The 14,473-nt window shown below is 40.5% G+C and carries 11 protein-coding genes; 5 read left to right on the top strand and 6 right to left on the bottom strand.

The features are described 5' to 3' along the window. The first annotated feature begins 25 nt into the window (after positions 1–25). Both can and H5119_RS07905 read left to right on the top strand, forming a co-directional pair. Positions 26–688, top strand: a complete 663-nt coding sequence (can, locus tag H5119_RS07910; protein ID WP_077536252.1) for a carbonate dehydratase — start codon at positions 26–28, stop codon at positions 686–688. Positions 689–692: 4 nt separating this feature from the next. Further along, positions 693–1,337 (top strand): NAD(P)H-binding protein, encoded by a 645-nt coding sequence (locus tag H5119_RS07905; protein ID WP_182701834.1) that lies wholly within the window; start codon positions 693–695, stop codon positions 1,335–1,337. 54 nt (positions 1,338–1,391) lie between these two features. Here H5119_RS07905 and H5119_RS07900 read toward each other — a convergent pair whose 3' ends face one another. Then, on the bottom strand, positions 1,392–1,655 hold the full coding sequence (locus H5119_RS07900) for a ubiquinone biosynthesis accessory factor UbiK (protein WP_024608186.1): 264 nt from the start codon (positions 1,653–1,655) through the stop codon (positions 1,392–1,394). 155 nt (positions 1,656–1,810) lie between these two features. Between H5119_RS07900 and rep the strand changes: the two genes are divergently transcribed. Next, positions 1,811–3,829, top strand: a complete 2,019-nt coding sequence (gene rep / locus H5119_RS07895) for a DNA helicase Rep (RefSeq protein WP_182701833.1) — start codon at positions 1,811–1,813, stop codon at positions 3,827–3,829. Between the two features lie 495 nt (positions 3,830–4,324). Here rep and mutT read toward each other — a convergent pair whose 3' ends face one another. Together mutT and secA are read right to left on the bottom strand one after the other, a co-directional pair. Next, complete coding sequence (mutT, locus tag H5119_RS07890; RefSeq protein WP_182701832.1) at positions 4,325–4,723, bottom strand: 8-oxo-dGTP diphosphatase MutT; 399 nt, start codon at positions 4,721–4,723, stop codon at positions 4,325–4,327. A 68-nt stretch (positions 4,724–4,791) separates the two neighbouring features. After that, positions 4,792–7,500: a preprotein translocase subunit SecA gene (gene secA, locus H5119_RS07885; protein ID WP_182701831.1), complete on the bottom strand. Its 2,709-nt coding sequence runs from the start codon at positions 7,498–7,500 to the stop codon at positions 4,792–4,794. 650 nt (positions 7,501–8,150) lie between these two features. Between secA and H5119_RS07880 the strand changes: the two genes are divergently transcribed. After that, entirely contained in the window at positions 8,151–8,921 is a 771-nt protein-coding gene (locus H5119_RS07880; RefSeq protein WP_182701830.1) for an NADP-binding protein, read from the top strand. A gap of 184 nt (positions 8,922–9,105) precedes the next feature. On the opposite strand, the gene hutH is transcribed toward H5119_RS07880, so the two are convergent. The 3 genes from hutH to hutC all read right to left on the bottom strand — a co-directional run bounded on the left by hutH (position 9,106) and on the right by hutC (position 13,089). Then, a complete protein-coding gene (gene hutH / locus H5119_RS07875; RefSeq protein WP_182701829.1) occupies positions 9,106–10,638 on the bottom strand; it encodes a histidine ammonia-lyase in 1,533 nt (510 codons plus the stop codon). 2 nt (positions 10,639–10,640) lie between these two features. Beyond that, positions 10,641–12,314, bottom strand: coding sequence for a urocanate hydratase (hutU, locus tag H5119_RS07870; protein WP_182701828.1), 1,674 nt, complete (start codon positions 12,312–12,314; stop codon positions 10,641–10,643). Positions 12,315–12,381: 67 nt separating this feature from the next. Then, the gene (hutC, locus tag H5119_RS07865; protein ID WP_077536229.1) at positions 12,382–13,089 is read right to left on the bottom strand and encodes a histidine utilization repressor; all 708 of its coding nucleotides are present in this window, start codon (positions 13,087–13,089) and stop codon (positions 12,382–12,384) included. Positions 13,090–13,207: 118 nt separating this feature from the next. Between hutC and hutI the strand changes: the two genes are divergently transcribed. Next, a complete protein-coding gene (gene hutI, locus H5119_RS07860) occupies positions 13,208–14,455 on the top strand; it encodes an imidazolonepropionase (RefSeq protein ID WP_138584615.1) in 1,248 nt (415 codons plus the stop codon). The last annotated feature ends 18 nt before the right edge of the window (positions 14,456–14,473 follow it).

Genomic DNA, 14,473 nt, shown 5'->3' with positions numbered 1-14,473 from the left:
CGTCCTCGACTTAATAAGAGATGTAATGAGAAAGTTAAAAAATTTATTCGAAAATAATAAACGCTGGGCTGCTCGTACAAGCGAAGCCGACCCTGACTTTTTTAAAATTTTATCAATGCAACAAAATCCTGAATATTTATGGATTGGTTGTTCTGACTCTCGCGTACCTGCTAATCAAATAGTTGATTTACTACCAGGCGAATTATTTGTACATCGTAACGTTGCTAACGTGGTTGTACACACTGACCATAATTGTTTGTCGGTTATGCAGTACGCTGTGGAAGTATTAAAAGTAAAACACATTATGGTTGTGGGGCATTACGGTTGTGGTGGCGTACAAGCCGTTTTAAGCAATGCAAAATTTGGCTTTATTGACAACTGGCTGCGCCATGTAGGTGATGTAAAAGAAAAGCACCTTGAGCAACTTAACGCAATGCCAGAAAGCGAGCGCTTAAGCCGTCTTATTGAGTTAAACGTAATCGAACAAGTACGTAATGTATGTCGTACTAACATTGTGCAAGACGCGTGGGAGCGCGGGCAAGAGCTCAGTGTTCATGGTTGGGTTTATGGTTTAGAAAATGGGCACCTTCATGATTTGGAGTCGGTTGTAACGTGCGCCAGCGAGGAAACACAAAGTTATAAAAGAGCAGTACAGCACGTGCTTAAAAAAGTAGGTGAGAGTAAATAAAACTATGACTAAGACGGCGATATTAATAGGTGCTACAGGTTTGGTCGGTAATGAGTTGCTGCATAAGTTACTCAATAGCGAGCACTATACACAAGTTGTTACGTTAAGTCGTCGGGCTTTGCCACTTACACATGCAAAGTTAGTTAATCACGTTATTGATTTTGAAAAATTAACTCAATACGTTGAGTTTTTTAAAGGTGACGTATTGTTCTCGTGTTTAGGCACAACACGTAAGCAAGCAGGCTCAACCCAAGCTCAGCGCAGAGTTGATGTTGATTATCAGTTTATAGCCGCGCAACTGGCGGCAAGTAATGGCGTCTCACATTACTGTTTAGTGTCATCAAGTGGTGCTAATGCACACAGTAATAGTCCTTATTTAAAAATGAAGGGTGAGCTTGAACAGCATATTAAAGCACTCGCTTTTGACAAAATAAGTATTTTTCAACCGTCTTTATTATTAGGTGATCGTGAGCAATTCAGAGTGGCAGAAAAGATAGGCAGTATTATTTTACCTGTTATTACACAACTCCCATTTTTAAAACGCTATAAACCAATAACGGGTAAGCAAGTGGCGCAAAAAATACTGAGTGTGAGTTTAGAGCAGCAGGCTAAGTTGTCTTATTATGTACTTGATGAGCTGTTTGAATAAACTTAGTAAAACGCAAAAGGCAGTCTAAGCTGCCTTTTTTGTACATTAAATTAATTATTCAGCGTCAGTCTCAGTGCTAAGTTGTTGCTCAAGTAATGCTACTTTAGCTTCGAGTTCAGTTAGCTTTTCGCGAGTACGAATAAGTACTTGGCTTTGCACATCAAATTCTTCACGGCTCACAAAGTCCATCTCAGCAAGCTTGTTTTGTAAAACTTGTTTTGTTTTACCTTCGAGTGTTTCTGCTAGGTTTTTTACACCTTGTGGCATATTGCTAGTGATTTGCTTAGCAATTTCTTCAAGTTTTGCTGGATTGATCATATTTGTCCCTTCGCTGCTGCCTAAAATGATAATAATACCTTATACCTACATTATTTAACACATGATCATCTTTGCCTTAATTAATTAAGGCAATTGCTATGCTCGCAGTAATGGTTACGTTAAAATTGTGCGTCTTTTAAATTTCTTTGGTCGTTATGAAACTCAATCCTAAACAAGATGAAGCCGTAAAATATATTAGTGGTCCATGCTTAGTACTCGCAGGCGCAGGCTCTGGTAAAACCCGTGTTATTACTAATAAAATTGCTTATTTGGTGAAAAAATGTGAGTACAAAGCACGAAATATAGCGGCGGTTACTTTTACCAATAAAGCAGCCAAAGAAATGCGTGAGCGAGTGCTGCAAACGCTTGGTAAGCAAGATGCTAAAGGGTTATGGGTATCAACGTTTCATACGCTAGGTTTAGAAATAATAAAAAAAGAGCTAAGCACACTGGGGTTCAAGCCTGGTTTTTCGTTATTTGATGACCAAGATACCAATCAATTACTGGGTGATTTAACCGAAGATGAGCTAAAAAAAGACAAAGATTTACTCAAACTACTTAAAATGGAAATTGGTAGTTGGAAAAATGAATTAGTGCTGCCCGAGCAAGCAATACGCGAAGCACGTGATGCGCAAAAAGCCTTGTTTGCACAGCTTTATGCACGCTATCAAAATCAGCTACGTGCTTATAACGCACTGGATTTTGATGATTTAATTATGATCCCTACTTTGTTACTTACTAATAACGCCACTTCTCGTGAGCGCTGGCAGCAACGGTTTAAGTATTTGCTGGTGGATGAGTATCAAGATACTAATACTAGCCAATATCAACTTGTTAAATTGTTAGTAGGCGAGCGTGCCCGTTTTACCGTGGTAGGTGATGACGACCAATCAATTTACTCATGGCGTGGTGCACGTCCGCAAAACTTAGTGTTATTAGGTAAAGACTATCCAGGGCTTAGGCTTATAAAGCTTGAGCAAAACTATCGAAGTGCAGGGCGAATACTTAAAGCGGCTAACATTTTAATTGCCAATAACCCTCACGACATCGAGAAAAAACTATTCAGTGAACTAGGTTACGGTGAGCCAATTAAGGTAATTGGCTGTCGTGATGAAGAACATGAATCTGAGCGAGTGGTTGCTGAAATAATTTCGCATAAGTTTATGAAGCGTACCAGCTATAAAGATTATGCGATTTTGTATCGTGGTAATCATCAAGCGCGTGGCTTTGAAAAATCACTAATGAGTAACCGTATCCCCTATAAAATTAGTGGTGGGATGTCGTTTTTCGCTCGCTCAGAAATTAAAGATATTATGGCGTACTTACGCCTGTTAGTTAATCAAGATGATGACAACGCATTTTTACGTATCGTAAATACTCCGCGCCGCGAAATAGGCACGGTCACACTTGAAAAGCTTGGCACATTAGCTAACGAAAAACATGCGAGCTTGTTTGCTACTTGCTTTGATAACGATTTAGGCTATAGATTAAAAGGACGTGGCTTTAATGCGCTTGCCGGATTTGCGCGCTGGGTTGTTGAGCTATCTGATAACGCAGTACGCAGTGACACGCTTGAAGCAGTTAAAGACTTAGTGCGTAATATTAACTACGAGGCGTATTTGTACGAGTCATCACCGAGCGCAAAAGCCGCTGAAATGCGCATGAAAAATGTATCCGAACTGTACCGCTGGATAACCGATATGTTGACCGGTGATGCCGATAACGAGCCAATGACATTGGCTGAAGTTGTGAGTAAGTTAACCCTTCGCGATATGCTTGAGCGTAACGAAGAAGAAGATGAAACCGATGCGGTGCATTTATCAACACTGCATGCATCAAAAGGCTTAGAGTACCCGTATGTATTTATGGTGGGTATGGAAGAAGGTTTACTTCCTCATCAGGTAAGTATTGATGAAGACAACGTAGATGAGGAACGCCGATTAGCTTACGTTGGTATTACACGTGCCCAGCAAGAGTTAACACTTACTTATGCAAAAATACGACGTCAATTTGGTGAAACCTCACAAACCGAATTAAGCCGATTTGTACAAGAATTACCACAAGACGATCTTGCGTTCGAAAATAAAAAGGCACCTAATACGCAAGCAGAACGTATGGAAAAAGGCCAAGCAAGAGTGGCTAATTTACGAGCTATGTTTAAAAAGCCGGAATAGACTTTTAAGGTGAAGTGATTAAATACTATCGCATCCATGACCATTCTTTAGTCTATTTTTATAAAGCGAGAGTTGGTTTTGGATACGTTCTAACTTGTGTTTTTTTGGGCGCTTTAAAATTAAATGCTGCTCAATCAGCTTTGCATTACTGACTAACTGAGCAGTTTTTAGGTACTTTGGTTATACCAATCCGCAATAATACTTAACCTGAGCTCTGGTTAAGAGATTTACTAAAGTATTGAATTATAGTGATATTTAAATTTATTTTCTCTAGCCAGAGATTTTTGGTGAAAACAAGGCGAATTTACGCGTCAATAGCAGGCCTATTGCAAGTAAATTCAACGCAGTTAGCGCTGAAAATAGCTGCTCGAGATAGATTTATTATCCAGAGTTCAGGTTATTTAACCTGAGCTCTGATTAAATAAAAAACTTTTGCCTTGTTATCGACACGGTTTTCTTACCTCAAAATAGATCACTTAATTAAGCGAATTGGTATTATGCGTACCGAGAGATTATCTTTTCGATTATGTCGGCATTAGCCTCAGGAAAATCATAATTTCCTAATTCACTAATTGCTACCCACTCGCTAGGTTGTCCTTCTGCACCATGCGCTTCACCGCTAAAGTTACTTACTACGTGTACATCTAATTTAACGCATTTATCGCCGTAGTCATGTTCAATAACCATAAGTTGGCTAGAGCTGTGAATAGTTAACCCTACTTCTTCAATAAGTTCGCGCTTAAGTGCTGCAAAAACACTTTCGCCTGCCTCAACCTTACCACCTGGAAATTCCCATAACCCGCCCTGATGTTGTTCATCTGCGCGTTTACAAATGAAGATCGCATTGTTTTTTTTAATCACACCAACAGCAACATGCACAATTTCTATAGTCATAACTCTGAAACTCCATAAAAAAAACGACGCTAACGTCGTTTTTTTATTAACTACTTATACAGTATTGGTTACTTTAATTTACCACAACACTGTTTGAATTTTTGACCTGATTTACAAGGACAAGGGTCGTTACGACCAACTTTTGGTTCTGTACGAGCCATCACTGTAGCTGTTTCTGGCGTTTCACCACCAACATGCTCAACTTCCTCATGTTGGTATTCGCGAGGAGCGCTTTCACTTTTACGGTGTTGCTCTTCTACTTTTTCAACATCTTCTTCTGCGCGTACTTGCACCTTACTTAAAATGCTTACAACATCAACTTTTAAGTTTTCAAGCATTTCAGAGAATAGCTCAAACGATTCACGTTTATACTCTTGTTTAGGGTTCTTTTGCGCGTAACCACGTAAATGAATACCTTGGCGCAAGTGATCCATAGCAGCAAGGTGATCTTTCCAGTGCTGATCAAGACTTTGTAACATAATTGCTTTTTCGAATTGACGTAGGACAGAATCGCCGACCATCTCTTCTTTTTGCTTGTATGACTGCTCAACTGCTTCTTCAATACGTTCACGAAGTTTTTCTTCGTATAGTTTATTATCGTCAGCTAGCCATTGAGCGATTGGCAGTTCAATTAAGAAATCTTGTTTTAAGCGTTCTTCAAGACCGGGGATATCCCACATTTCAGCAAGGCTTTGCGGTGCAATGTACTGATCAATTATATTACTAAGTACGTCACCACGAATTGCAGTAATCGTTTCTGAAATATCGCCTTCTTCAAGTAGCTCGTTACGCTGAGAGTAGACAACACGACGTTGATCGTTTGCTACATCATCGTATTCAAGTAGTTGCTTACGAACGTCGAAGTTACGTGCTTCTACTTTACGCTGTGCGTTTTCAATTGCACGGTTTACCCAAGGATGTTCAATCGCTTCACCGCGTTGCATGCCTAATTTACGCATCATGTTAGTCATGCGCTCACCAGCAAAAATACGCATTAACGCATCGTCCATCGATAAGTAAAAACGGCTTGAACCGGCATCACCTTGACGACCAGAACGACCACGTAATTGGTTATCTATACGACGTGACTCATGACGCTCAGTACCAATGATATGTAAACCACCCGCGTCAATTACAGCATCGTGACGAATTTTCCAAGCTGCTTTAATTTCAGCAATTTGTTCATCCGTTGGGTTTTCAAGTTTTTCAACTTCACTGTTCCAGTTACCACCTAACACTATATCGGTACCACGACCAGCCATGTTAGTTGCAATTGTAACTGTACCAGGTAAACCCGCATCTGAAACAATATCGGCTTCTTGTGCGTGGAATTTAGCGTTAAGTACGTTGTGCTTAATTTTTTCTTTACGTAAAAACTGCGATAAATATTCAGAGCTTTCAATCGAGATAGTACCAACCAGCACAGGTTGTCCACGCTCTTGGCAATCTTTAATATCGATTAAAATAGCTTCGTATTTTTCTTCTTGTGTTAGGTATACTAAATCAGCACGATCATCGCGGATCATTGGCTTATTAGTTGGCATAACGACAGTGTCTAGGCCATAGATTGACTGAAATTCAAAAGCTTCAGTATCCGCAGTACCTGTCATACCGGCTAACGTTTCGTATAAACGGAAGTAGTTTTGGAACGTAATAGAGGCGAGCGTTTGGTTTTCGTTTTGAATTTTTACACCTTCTTTAGCTTCAACAGCTTGGTGTAAACCTTCTGACCAACGACGACCTTCCATTGAACGACCGGTGTGCTCATCGATGATGATTACTTCGTTTTCTTTTACAACGTAATCAACATCTTTCTGGTATAGCTTGTGAGCACGAAGTGCTGCGTAAACATGGCTCAATAGCGTGATGCTTGTTGCTGAATAAAGCGAATCGCCTTCTTCAATCAAACCGCGTTCAGTTAGTAGCTCTTCTACCTTAATTTGGCCGCGTTCAGTTAAGTGAACTTGTTTAGATTTCTCATCGATAGTGTAGTCGCCATCGCCTTCAATACCTTCTTCGTCTTCTTTTTCTTGAAGTTCAAGTAAAGGAACGATGGTATTTATTTCAGTGTAAAGCTCCGAGCTGTCCTCAGCGGGGCCTGAAATAATAAGTGGCGTACGTGCTTCATCAATTAGGATTGAATCCACTTCATCGACTACAGCATAAAATAATGGACGCTGTACACGTTCATCAATGCTAAATGCCATGTTGTCGCGAAGGTAGTCAAAACCAAATTCGTTATTAGTACCGTATGTAATGTCGGCAGTATACGCCTGCTTTTTCTGCTGTGGCATCATACCTGGTACGTTACAACCAACCGTCAGGCCTAAAAACTCGAATAATGAACGGTTAGTTTCAGCATCACGCTTTGCAAGATAGTCATTTACGGTAATTACATGAACGCCTTTACCAGTTAAACCATTTAAGTACGCTGGTAATGTTGCTGTTAACGTTTTACCTTCACCGGTACGCATTTCTGCAATACGACCTTCGTGCAAAACCATGCCGCCTAGTAGCTGTACGTCAAAATGGCGCATACCATTAACACGTCTTGATGCTTCACGTACCACACCAAAAGCTTCTGGCAAAATGTCGTCTAGACTTTGTCCGTTATCGTAACGTTCTCTAAACTCAGCTGTTTTCGCTTTTAAATCTTCATCAGAAAGCGCTTCTAATTGCGTTTCTAGTGCATTGATAAGCGCGACCGTCTTTCTAAAGTTTTTAATAGTGCGGTCATTGCGACTACCAAAAATTTTGGTAAATAAATTAGATATCATGATAAAACCGTTACAATGTATTCTTTGTCAGCCGAGTATCAGCCAACCCATTTTTAATAATTGGTAATTAATATGTGCTTTTAAATAACACCTAGAACATATTAATTAGCAATTTTGTATTTGAAGTACTTAAAAGCACTGTTTATTACGTGCGCTACTATACCAGACTCTGCCAAACAACAAACTATCTCGACAAAAAGATGTGTATTTAAAATGGAAAAATTTGATCTAGTTAGTAAAAATAACGCTATACCCTTAAACCGTTACAAAAAACAGTAGCTAGCTGTAAAGATATGGTGATTAATAAATTAAAAACAAGGGTCACACTTAGCTTAAATTTAACGCTTAAATATGCACTTAAATAAGAGCCTCTTTTTCATTTAAAACATGTGGCTCACTCGTAATTATGGCTGGCCTATTGCAAGTAAATTCAACGCAGTTAGCGCTGAAAATAGCTGCTCGAGATAGATTTATTATCAAGAGTTCAGGTTAAATAGTGTTGTTGCATTTTACGTAATAACTAACGGTTTAATACAAGTGCACATATTCTTTTGATTTAGTAGAGTACCTATAATTATATCGCGTTTGAAATCTGTATTAAAGTTAGACAAAAATACTAATTTTTCTTTTAAAGTGGAGGCTTACACAAAATGGAAAATAAAATAAATAAATTGGTAGTTTTAGGAGCCGGTTGGCTAGGTCATACTTTATGTGTAAATGCACAAACAGCGGACTGGCAAGTGCAAGGGACGCATAGAAGTGATGTACACAAGTTTGATTTTGAACGTCAATTTATACTCGAGAATGACCAATTAACACATCAAATAGACTTGCAAGATGCTTATTGGGTGTGTGCTATCGCGCCGCGTAGCAGGCACAATGAAAGTAATTATCCTGACACACTCACGGCAGCACTTAAACTTTCAAAGGGGCTAAACGCTAAAGGTTTTTTGTTATGTTCATCAACAGGTGTGTACGATCAAGAGCCTGGTGTATATAGCGAAAGCAGTGATATTTCGTGTACTAATGAGCGACAGATAAAGCTTTATGAGGCTGAAGAGCAAGTGCTGCAACAAGATGGCAAAGTACTTCGTTTAGCTGGGTTGTTTGGTCCTAACAGAGAACCTGGTCGTTTTGTTGCGGGTAAGGAGCTCAATACATCAAGTGAGCAAGTGGTAAATATGGTGCATCAACAAGATGTTATTAATGCCATTTTTGCTGTGATAGAACATTGGTCAGTTGGGCAAAATATTTATAATGTGGTTAATCCGGCGCATCCAACAAAAGCTGAATATTACGCATTAAAGTGTCTGCAGCAGGGGAGTGAAATGCCTCGTTTTGCCAGTGACGAAAAAGCTGAGCGCAAAGTGATTGGCTCAGCTATTGAGGCGTTAGGCTTTACTTATCAATATGGGATTTAGCAAAGACATTCCACTAAAATTTTATACCAATTGCATTAAATGAGTGATCTATTATAGCGCTAAGAGAATAGCGCTATAACAAGGCGAAAATTATTATATATAGTTGTTCTATATAAATAATTTTTAACGCAGTAAGTGCGCTATTCAATGCGCTAGAACGATCATGTTTTTTATAAAATTGGTATTAGTATGAAGGCAAGGGGTTGCTGTCAATAAAGTCACATAACTTGCCTTCACTTAATAGTGTATTTGTTTGTTCTATATCCGGTGCAAAATAGCGATCTTTATCATAGTAACTAACGTGTTCGCGTAATAATGTTTTTGCGTTTTGTACCTTATTAGATGGTTTGAGTGGCTTTCTAAACTCTAGCCCTTGCACCGATGCTAACCATTCTATAGCTAAAACCCCCTGAGTGTTATTGGCCATTTCACCTAAGCGCCTAGCTGCAAAAGTGGCCATAGATACATGATCCTCTTGATTTGCTGATGTTGGCAAACTATCGACCGAAGCGGGGTGTGCTAATGATTTATTTTCTGATGCGAGCGCTGCGGCGGTTACTTGTGCAATCATAAAGCCTGAATTTACACCGCCGTTTTCAACTAAAAATGGTGGTAATTTAGATAAGTTAGAATCGATAAGTAATGCAATTCGTCGCTCTGCTAATGCGCCAATTTCGGCAATAGCGATCGCTAAGTTATCGGCGGCCATCGCTACCGGCTCTGCATGAAAATTCCCACCAGAAATAATATCGCCTACATCGGCAAAAACTAATGGGTTATCGGTGACGCCGTTTGATTCACAGAGTAATACTTCTGCAGCTTGGCGTATTTGCGTTAAACACGCACCTAACACTTGTGGTTGGCAGCGCAGGCAATAAGGGTCTTGTACTTTTTCACAATTGACGTGTGAATCGCTAATTTGTGAATGAGTATCAAGTAACTCTCTAAATACTTGAGCAGTATCTATTTGCCCTCGTTGACCGCGAATGTCATGAATACGCGCATCAAATGGTGAACGACTGCCCAATGCGGCTTCAATACTAATAGATCCAATAACACAGCTTTGTGCATATAAATCTTCAGCTCTAAATAAGCCTTGTAGTGCAAATGCAGTAGATGCTTGTGTGCCATTTAATAATGCTAGGCCTTCTTTTGCTGCAAGGGTAAGCGGTTTAAGCTCTGCTATTTTTAAGCCTTCTTCGGCACTAATAATATTACCTTTATAGCGCATGTTACCCTCACTGAGTAAAGGTAGGCACATATGCGCAAGAGGGGCTAAATCGCCCGACGCACCCACAGAGCCTTTTTTAGGTACGCATGGGTAGACTTCACTATTAAGCAATTGCATAAAAAATTCGATAACTTGCAGGCGAATACCTGAGTAGCCACGAGACAGCGAATTAATTTTTAAGGTGATCATCAGCCTTACTGTACTGTCATCCATGTATTCGCCAATACCCGCTGCATGCGAAAGTACAATGGAGCGCTGTAATAATTCAAGTTCATCATCGGCAATTTTAGTATTGGCTAATAATCCAAAGCCGGTATTTATTCCGTATACAGTGCGGTGTTCGTTAATCACATTTTGAACGGTTTGTGCGCTTGCTGCTATTTGTGACTCAGCATGCTTGGCAAGGCTTAACTTTACTGATGAATTATTAATTTTTCTCAGCGTGCTTAAATCAAGCGAGCCAGGTGTGAGAGTAAGTTCTACCATGATCATTCCTCGTTTAGCATTGGTAAGTCTAAGTTTTGCTCTTTAGCACAGGTTTTTGCGATGTCGTAGCCCGCATCTGCATGGCGCATTACGCCAGTTGCAGGGTCGTTCCATAACACACGGCCAACACGCTCTTTGGCTTCGTCTGTTCCATCGGCAACAATAACCACACCAGAGTGCTGACTAAAGCCCATACCAACGCCACCACCATGGTGAAGCGATACCCATGTAGCGCCACTTGCTGTATTAAGTAATGCATTAAGTAATGGCCAATCTGATACTGCATCAGAGCCATCTTTCATGCTTTCTGTTTCACGATTAGGGCTTGCAACAGAGCCTGAGTCTAGGTGATCGCGACCAATGACTATCGGTGCTTTAAGCTCGCCATTTTTAACCATTTCGTTAAAGGCCAATGCAAGGCGTGCTCTGTCTTTTAAACCAACCCAACAAATGCGTGCAGGTAAGCCCTGAAATTGAATACGTTCACGCGCCATATCTAGCCAATTATGTAAATGTGCATCATCGGGAATCAGCTCTTTTACTTTTGCATCGGTTTTATAAATATCTTCTGGGTCGCCCGATAAGGCTACCCATCTAAAGGGCCCAATACCTTGGCAAAATAAAGGTCGAATATAAGCAGGAACAAAGCCTGGAAAATCAAATGCGTTGGTAACGCCTTCATCAAACGCCATTTGGCGAATATTATTACCATAGTCAGTTGTTGCAGAACCTGCTTTTTGCAGCGCTAGCATGGCGTTAACTTGCACTGCCATTGATTGCTTCGCCGCTTTTACTACGGCTTTCGGATCTTGCTCACGCATTTTTGCTGCGTACTCCATTGTCCAATCTTGTGGTAAATATCCATTAAGTGGATCGTGAGCAGATGTTTGATCTGTGACTACATCAGGGGTAATGCCTGTTTTAACGAGTGTACTAAATACATCGGCAGCGTTGCCAAGTAAGCCCACCGAGAGGGCCTCACCTTTAACACATGCATCGGTTATTAATTGCAGTGCATGTTCAAGGTTCGTTGCTTTTACATCAACGTAACCTGTTTTTATACGAAAATCGATTCTGCTTTCATCGCACTCAACAACAAGTGCGCTAAATCCAGCCATTGTGGCTGCAAGCGGTTGTGCGCCGCCCATGCCGCCAAGACCACCTGTTAATACCCATTTTCCTTTAGCTTGACCGTCAAAATGCTGTTTTGCCATGGCAACAAACGTTTCGTAAGTGCCTTGCACTATGCCTTGCGAGCCAATGTAAATCCAAGATCCGGCAGTCATTTGCCCATACATCATCAAGCCTTTTTTATCGAGCTCGTTAAAGTGTTCCCAATTTGCCCAATGCGGCACTAGATTTGAGTTGGCAATCAGTACGCGCGGTGCATTACTGTGGGTTTTAAATACGCCGACGGGTTTGCCCGATTGTACAAGTAGGGTTTCGTCGTTTTCGAGCCTATCGAGGGTTTCTATAATTTTGTCATAACTTGGCCAATCGCGTGCTGCACGGCCAATACCACCATACACAACAAGCGAATGAGGATGTTCTGCAACCTCAGGATCTAAATTATTCATGAGCATGCGTTTAGCCGCTTCAGTTTGCCAGCTTTTAGCGCTTATTTTATCGCCATGCGGTGCACGTATTACGCGACTTGTGTCGAGTCGGTTGTTCATGTTTTGCTCCTGTTGTATATACAAGGTTGTTAATTATAAAAAAAGCGCAATAAGCGCAATTTTTTTGTTATTTTTTAAATGTTAAATGGCCACCTAAGCGGTATTTACTGCCAGGTGATACAAGGCGTGCAAAGCTTACAATGCCATGAATAGACCATGTGCGTCGAATAACTTGTAAGCATGGCTCTTCGTTATATAAATTGAGCCATTGGCACATTTCGCTGTTTGGCATAATGGCTTCTACGGTATGCCTTGCTTGAGTTAGCGGTGCAACGCTCGATAGATATTCATGAGGAGTGAGTGCCGTAAAATCTTGCTGTAGATAGCCACTAGCAAGTGCTGGATTTACAAAGCGTTCTTCTAGCTGCAAAGGGCTATCGTTCTCATTGTGTACGAGTACACTGCGATATACTACGCTGTCAATTTCAACACCAAGTGCAATAGCTATGGGCGCGACTGCATTTATAGATTCAAGTATGAGTACATTACAGGTGTAGTTCCCGTTGCGCTCTTTTACTTCATCAGCAATATTTTTGATTTCGAGTAATGATGACTGCGATTTAAATGTAGCAACGAATGTACCTAACCCTTGGCTGCGCGTTAAAATACCGGCTTCGGTTAGTTCGCTTAGCGCTCGACGAGCCGTCATTCTGCTCACGCTAAATTGACTAGCCAGCTCGTTTTCAGAGGGCACACGTTGATTTTCTTGCCATGTGGCGCTGCGAATTTTATCAACAATAAATTGTTTTATTTGCGCAAATTTAGGTGTCGTCATTAAATTAATGGTTACATTGAAAGTAAACTATATAAACAAGATGGCATAATTACCTTGTATATACAAGGTGAATTGCTAGACTATATTTTCATCATAATAGGGCAAAAAAGGGTATAAGATGCAAAGCACATCACAACATTATGAGTTAGAAGATCTCGACTTACTTTTAACCGACGCCAATATTGCCACTATGGATAGCAGTATCGATGCGGCTTATGGTGCCATTGAGAATGCAGCAATAGCCATTAAAAATGGTGAGATTGTGTGGCTTGGAAAGCAGTCGACATTACCAAGTTTTGATGTTTTTGCAACGCCGACATTAAGTATAAAAGGGCAATGGCTAACGCCTGGATTAATCGATTGTCATACGCATTTAGTGTTTGCAGGTTCAAGATCGCAAGAGTTTGAACAACGCTTGCAAGGAGTTAGCTATGAGCAAATTGCAGCACAAGGCGGTGGCATAGCGAGTACTGTAAAAGCGACTAGAGCGGCTGATCGAGAACAATTATTTGTTGATGCAAAAGACAGACTCAATACTTTGTTAAAAGAAGGGGTTACCACAGTCGAAATTAAATCAGGCTATGGGTTAGATACTGAAAACGAAATAAAAATATTAGAAGTCGCCCGCTTGTTAGGTGAACACCATCCTATAGATATTAAAACTACGTTTTTGGGAGCACATGCTTTACCGCCAGAGTACAAAGGCCGTGCTGATGAGTATATTGATCTAGTTTGTACAGAAATGCTTGAGCAAGTAGTTGCTAGTGATCTTGCTGATGCTGTCGATGTATTTTGTGAAAATGTAGGATTTAGTTATGCACAAACCAAGCGTGTTTTTGAAGCCGCTAAAAAGCACAATCTTCCAGTTAAATGTCATGCTGAACAGTTATCTAATCAACATGGTGCTAAGCTAGTAGCGCAGTTTAATGGTCTTTCGGCCGATCATATTGAGCATCTTGATGAAGAGGGGGTAAAAGCAATGGCACAAGCAGGTACTGTTGCCGTGTTATTGCCTGGTGCATTTTATTTTTTGAGAGAAACTAAATTTCCACCCATTGAACTACTCAATCAATATAAGGTGCCGATAGCGATAGCCAGTGATTTTAATCCCGGAACTTCGCCATTATGCTCTGTGCAGTTGATGATGAATATGGCATGTACTCTATTTAGGTTAACGCCGGAACAGGCCTTATTAGGCGTAACTCAAAATGCGGCTAAGGCATTGGGATTAAAAGATCGTGGTGTGCTAAAGGTGGGTGCCAGAGCTGATATAGCGCACTGGGAAATAGGTCATCCATCACAGCTGAGCTATCAATTTGGTGTAAATAAACTGTTAAATCTATGGGTTTTGGGTAAACTTAATTAGTTTGAATTAATTTGGTTC

It is taken from the genome of Pseudoalteromonas sp. SG45-5 (assembly GCF_014164085.1).
Lineage (GTDB): Bacteria > Pseudomonadota > Gammaproteobacteria > Enterobacterales > Alteromonadaceae > Pseudoalteromonas > Pseudoalteromonas aliena.
Note: the sequence above shows the minus strand (reverse complement) of the source record. Positions and strands in the feature narration are given on the sequence as shown.

Bases quoted from the DNA above. Each gene is read 5' to 3' on its own strand.
- can (WP_077536252.1), top strand. From the start codon at position 26: ATGAGAAAGTTAAAAAATTTATTCGAAAATAATAAACGCTGGGCTGCT.
- H5119_RS07905 (WP_182701834.1), top strand. From the start codon at position 693: ATGACTAAGACGGCGATATTAATAGGTGCTACAGGTTTGGTCGGTAAT.
- H5119_RS07900 (WP_024608186.1), bottom strand. From the start codon at position 1,655: ATGATCAATCCAGCAAAACTTGAAGAAATTGCTAAGCAAATCACTAGC.
- rep (WP_182701833.1), top strand. From the start codon at position 1,811: ATGAAACTCAATCCTAAACAAGATGAAGCCGTAAAATATATTAGTGGT.
- mutT (WP_182701832.1), bottom strand. From the start codon at position 4,723: ATGACTATAGAAATTGTGCATGTTGCTGTTGGTGTGATTAAAAAAAAC.
- secA (WP_182701831.1), bottom strand. From the start codon at position 7,500: ATGATATCTAATTTATTTACCAAAATTTTTGGTAGTCGCAATGACCGC.
- H5119_RS07880 (WP_182701830.1), top strand. From the start codon at position 8,151: ATGGAAAATAAAATAAATAAATTGGTAGTTTTAGGAGCCGGTTGGCTA.
- hutH (WP_182701829.1), bottom strand. From the start codon at position 10,638: ATGGTAGAACTTACTCTCACACCTGGCTCGCTTGATTTAAGCACGCTG.
- hutU (WP_182701828.1), bottom strand. From the start codon at position 12,314: ATGAACAACCGACTCGACACAAGTCGCGTAATACGTGCACCGCATGGC.
- hutC (WP_077536229.1), bottom strand. From the start codon at position 13,089: ATGACGACACCTAAATTTGCGCAAATAAAACAATTTATTGTTGATAAA.
- hutI (WP_138584615.1), top strand. From the start codon at position 13,208: ATGCAAAGCACATCACAACATTATGAGTTAGAAGATCTCGACTTACTT.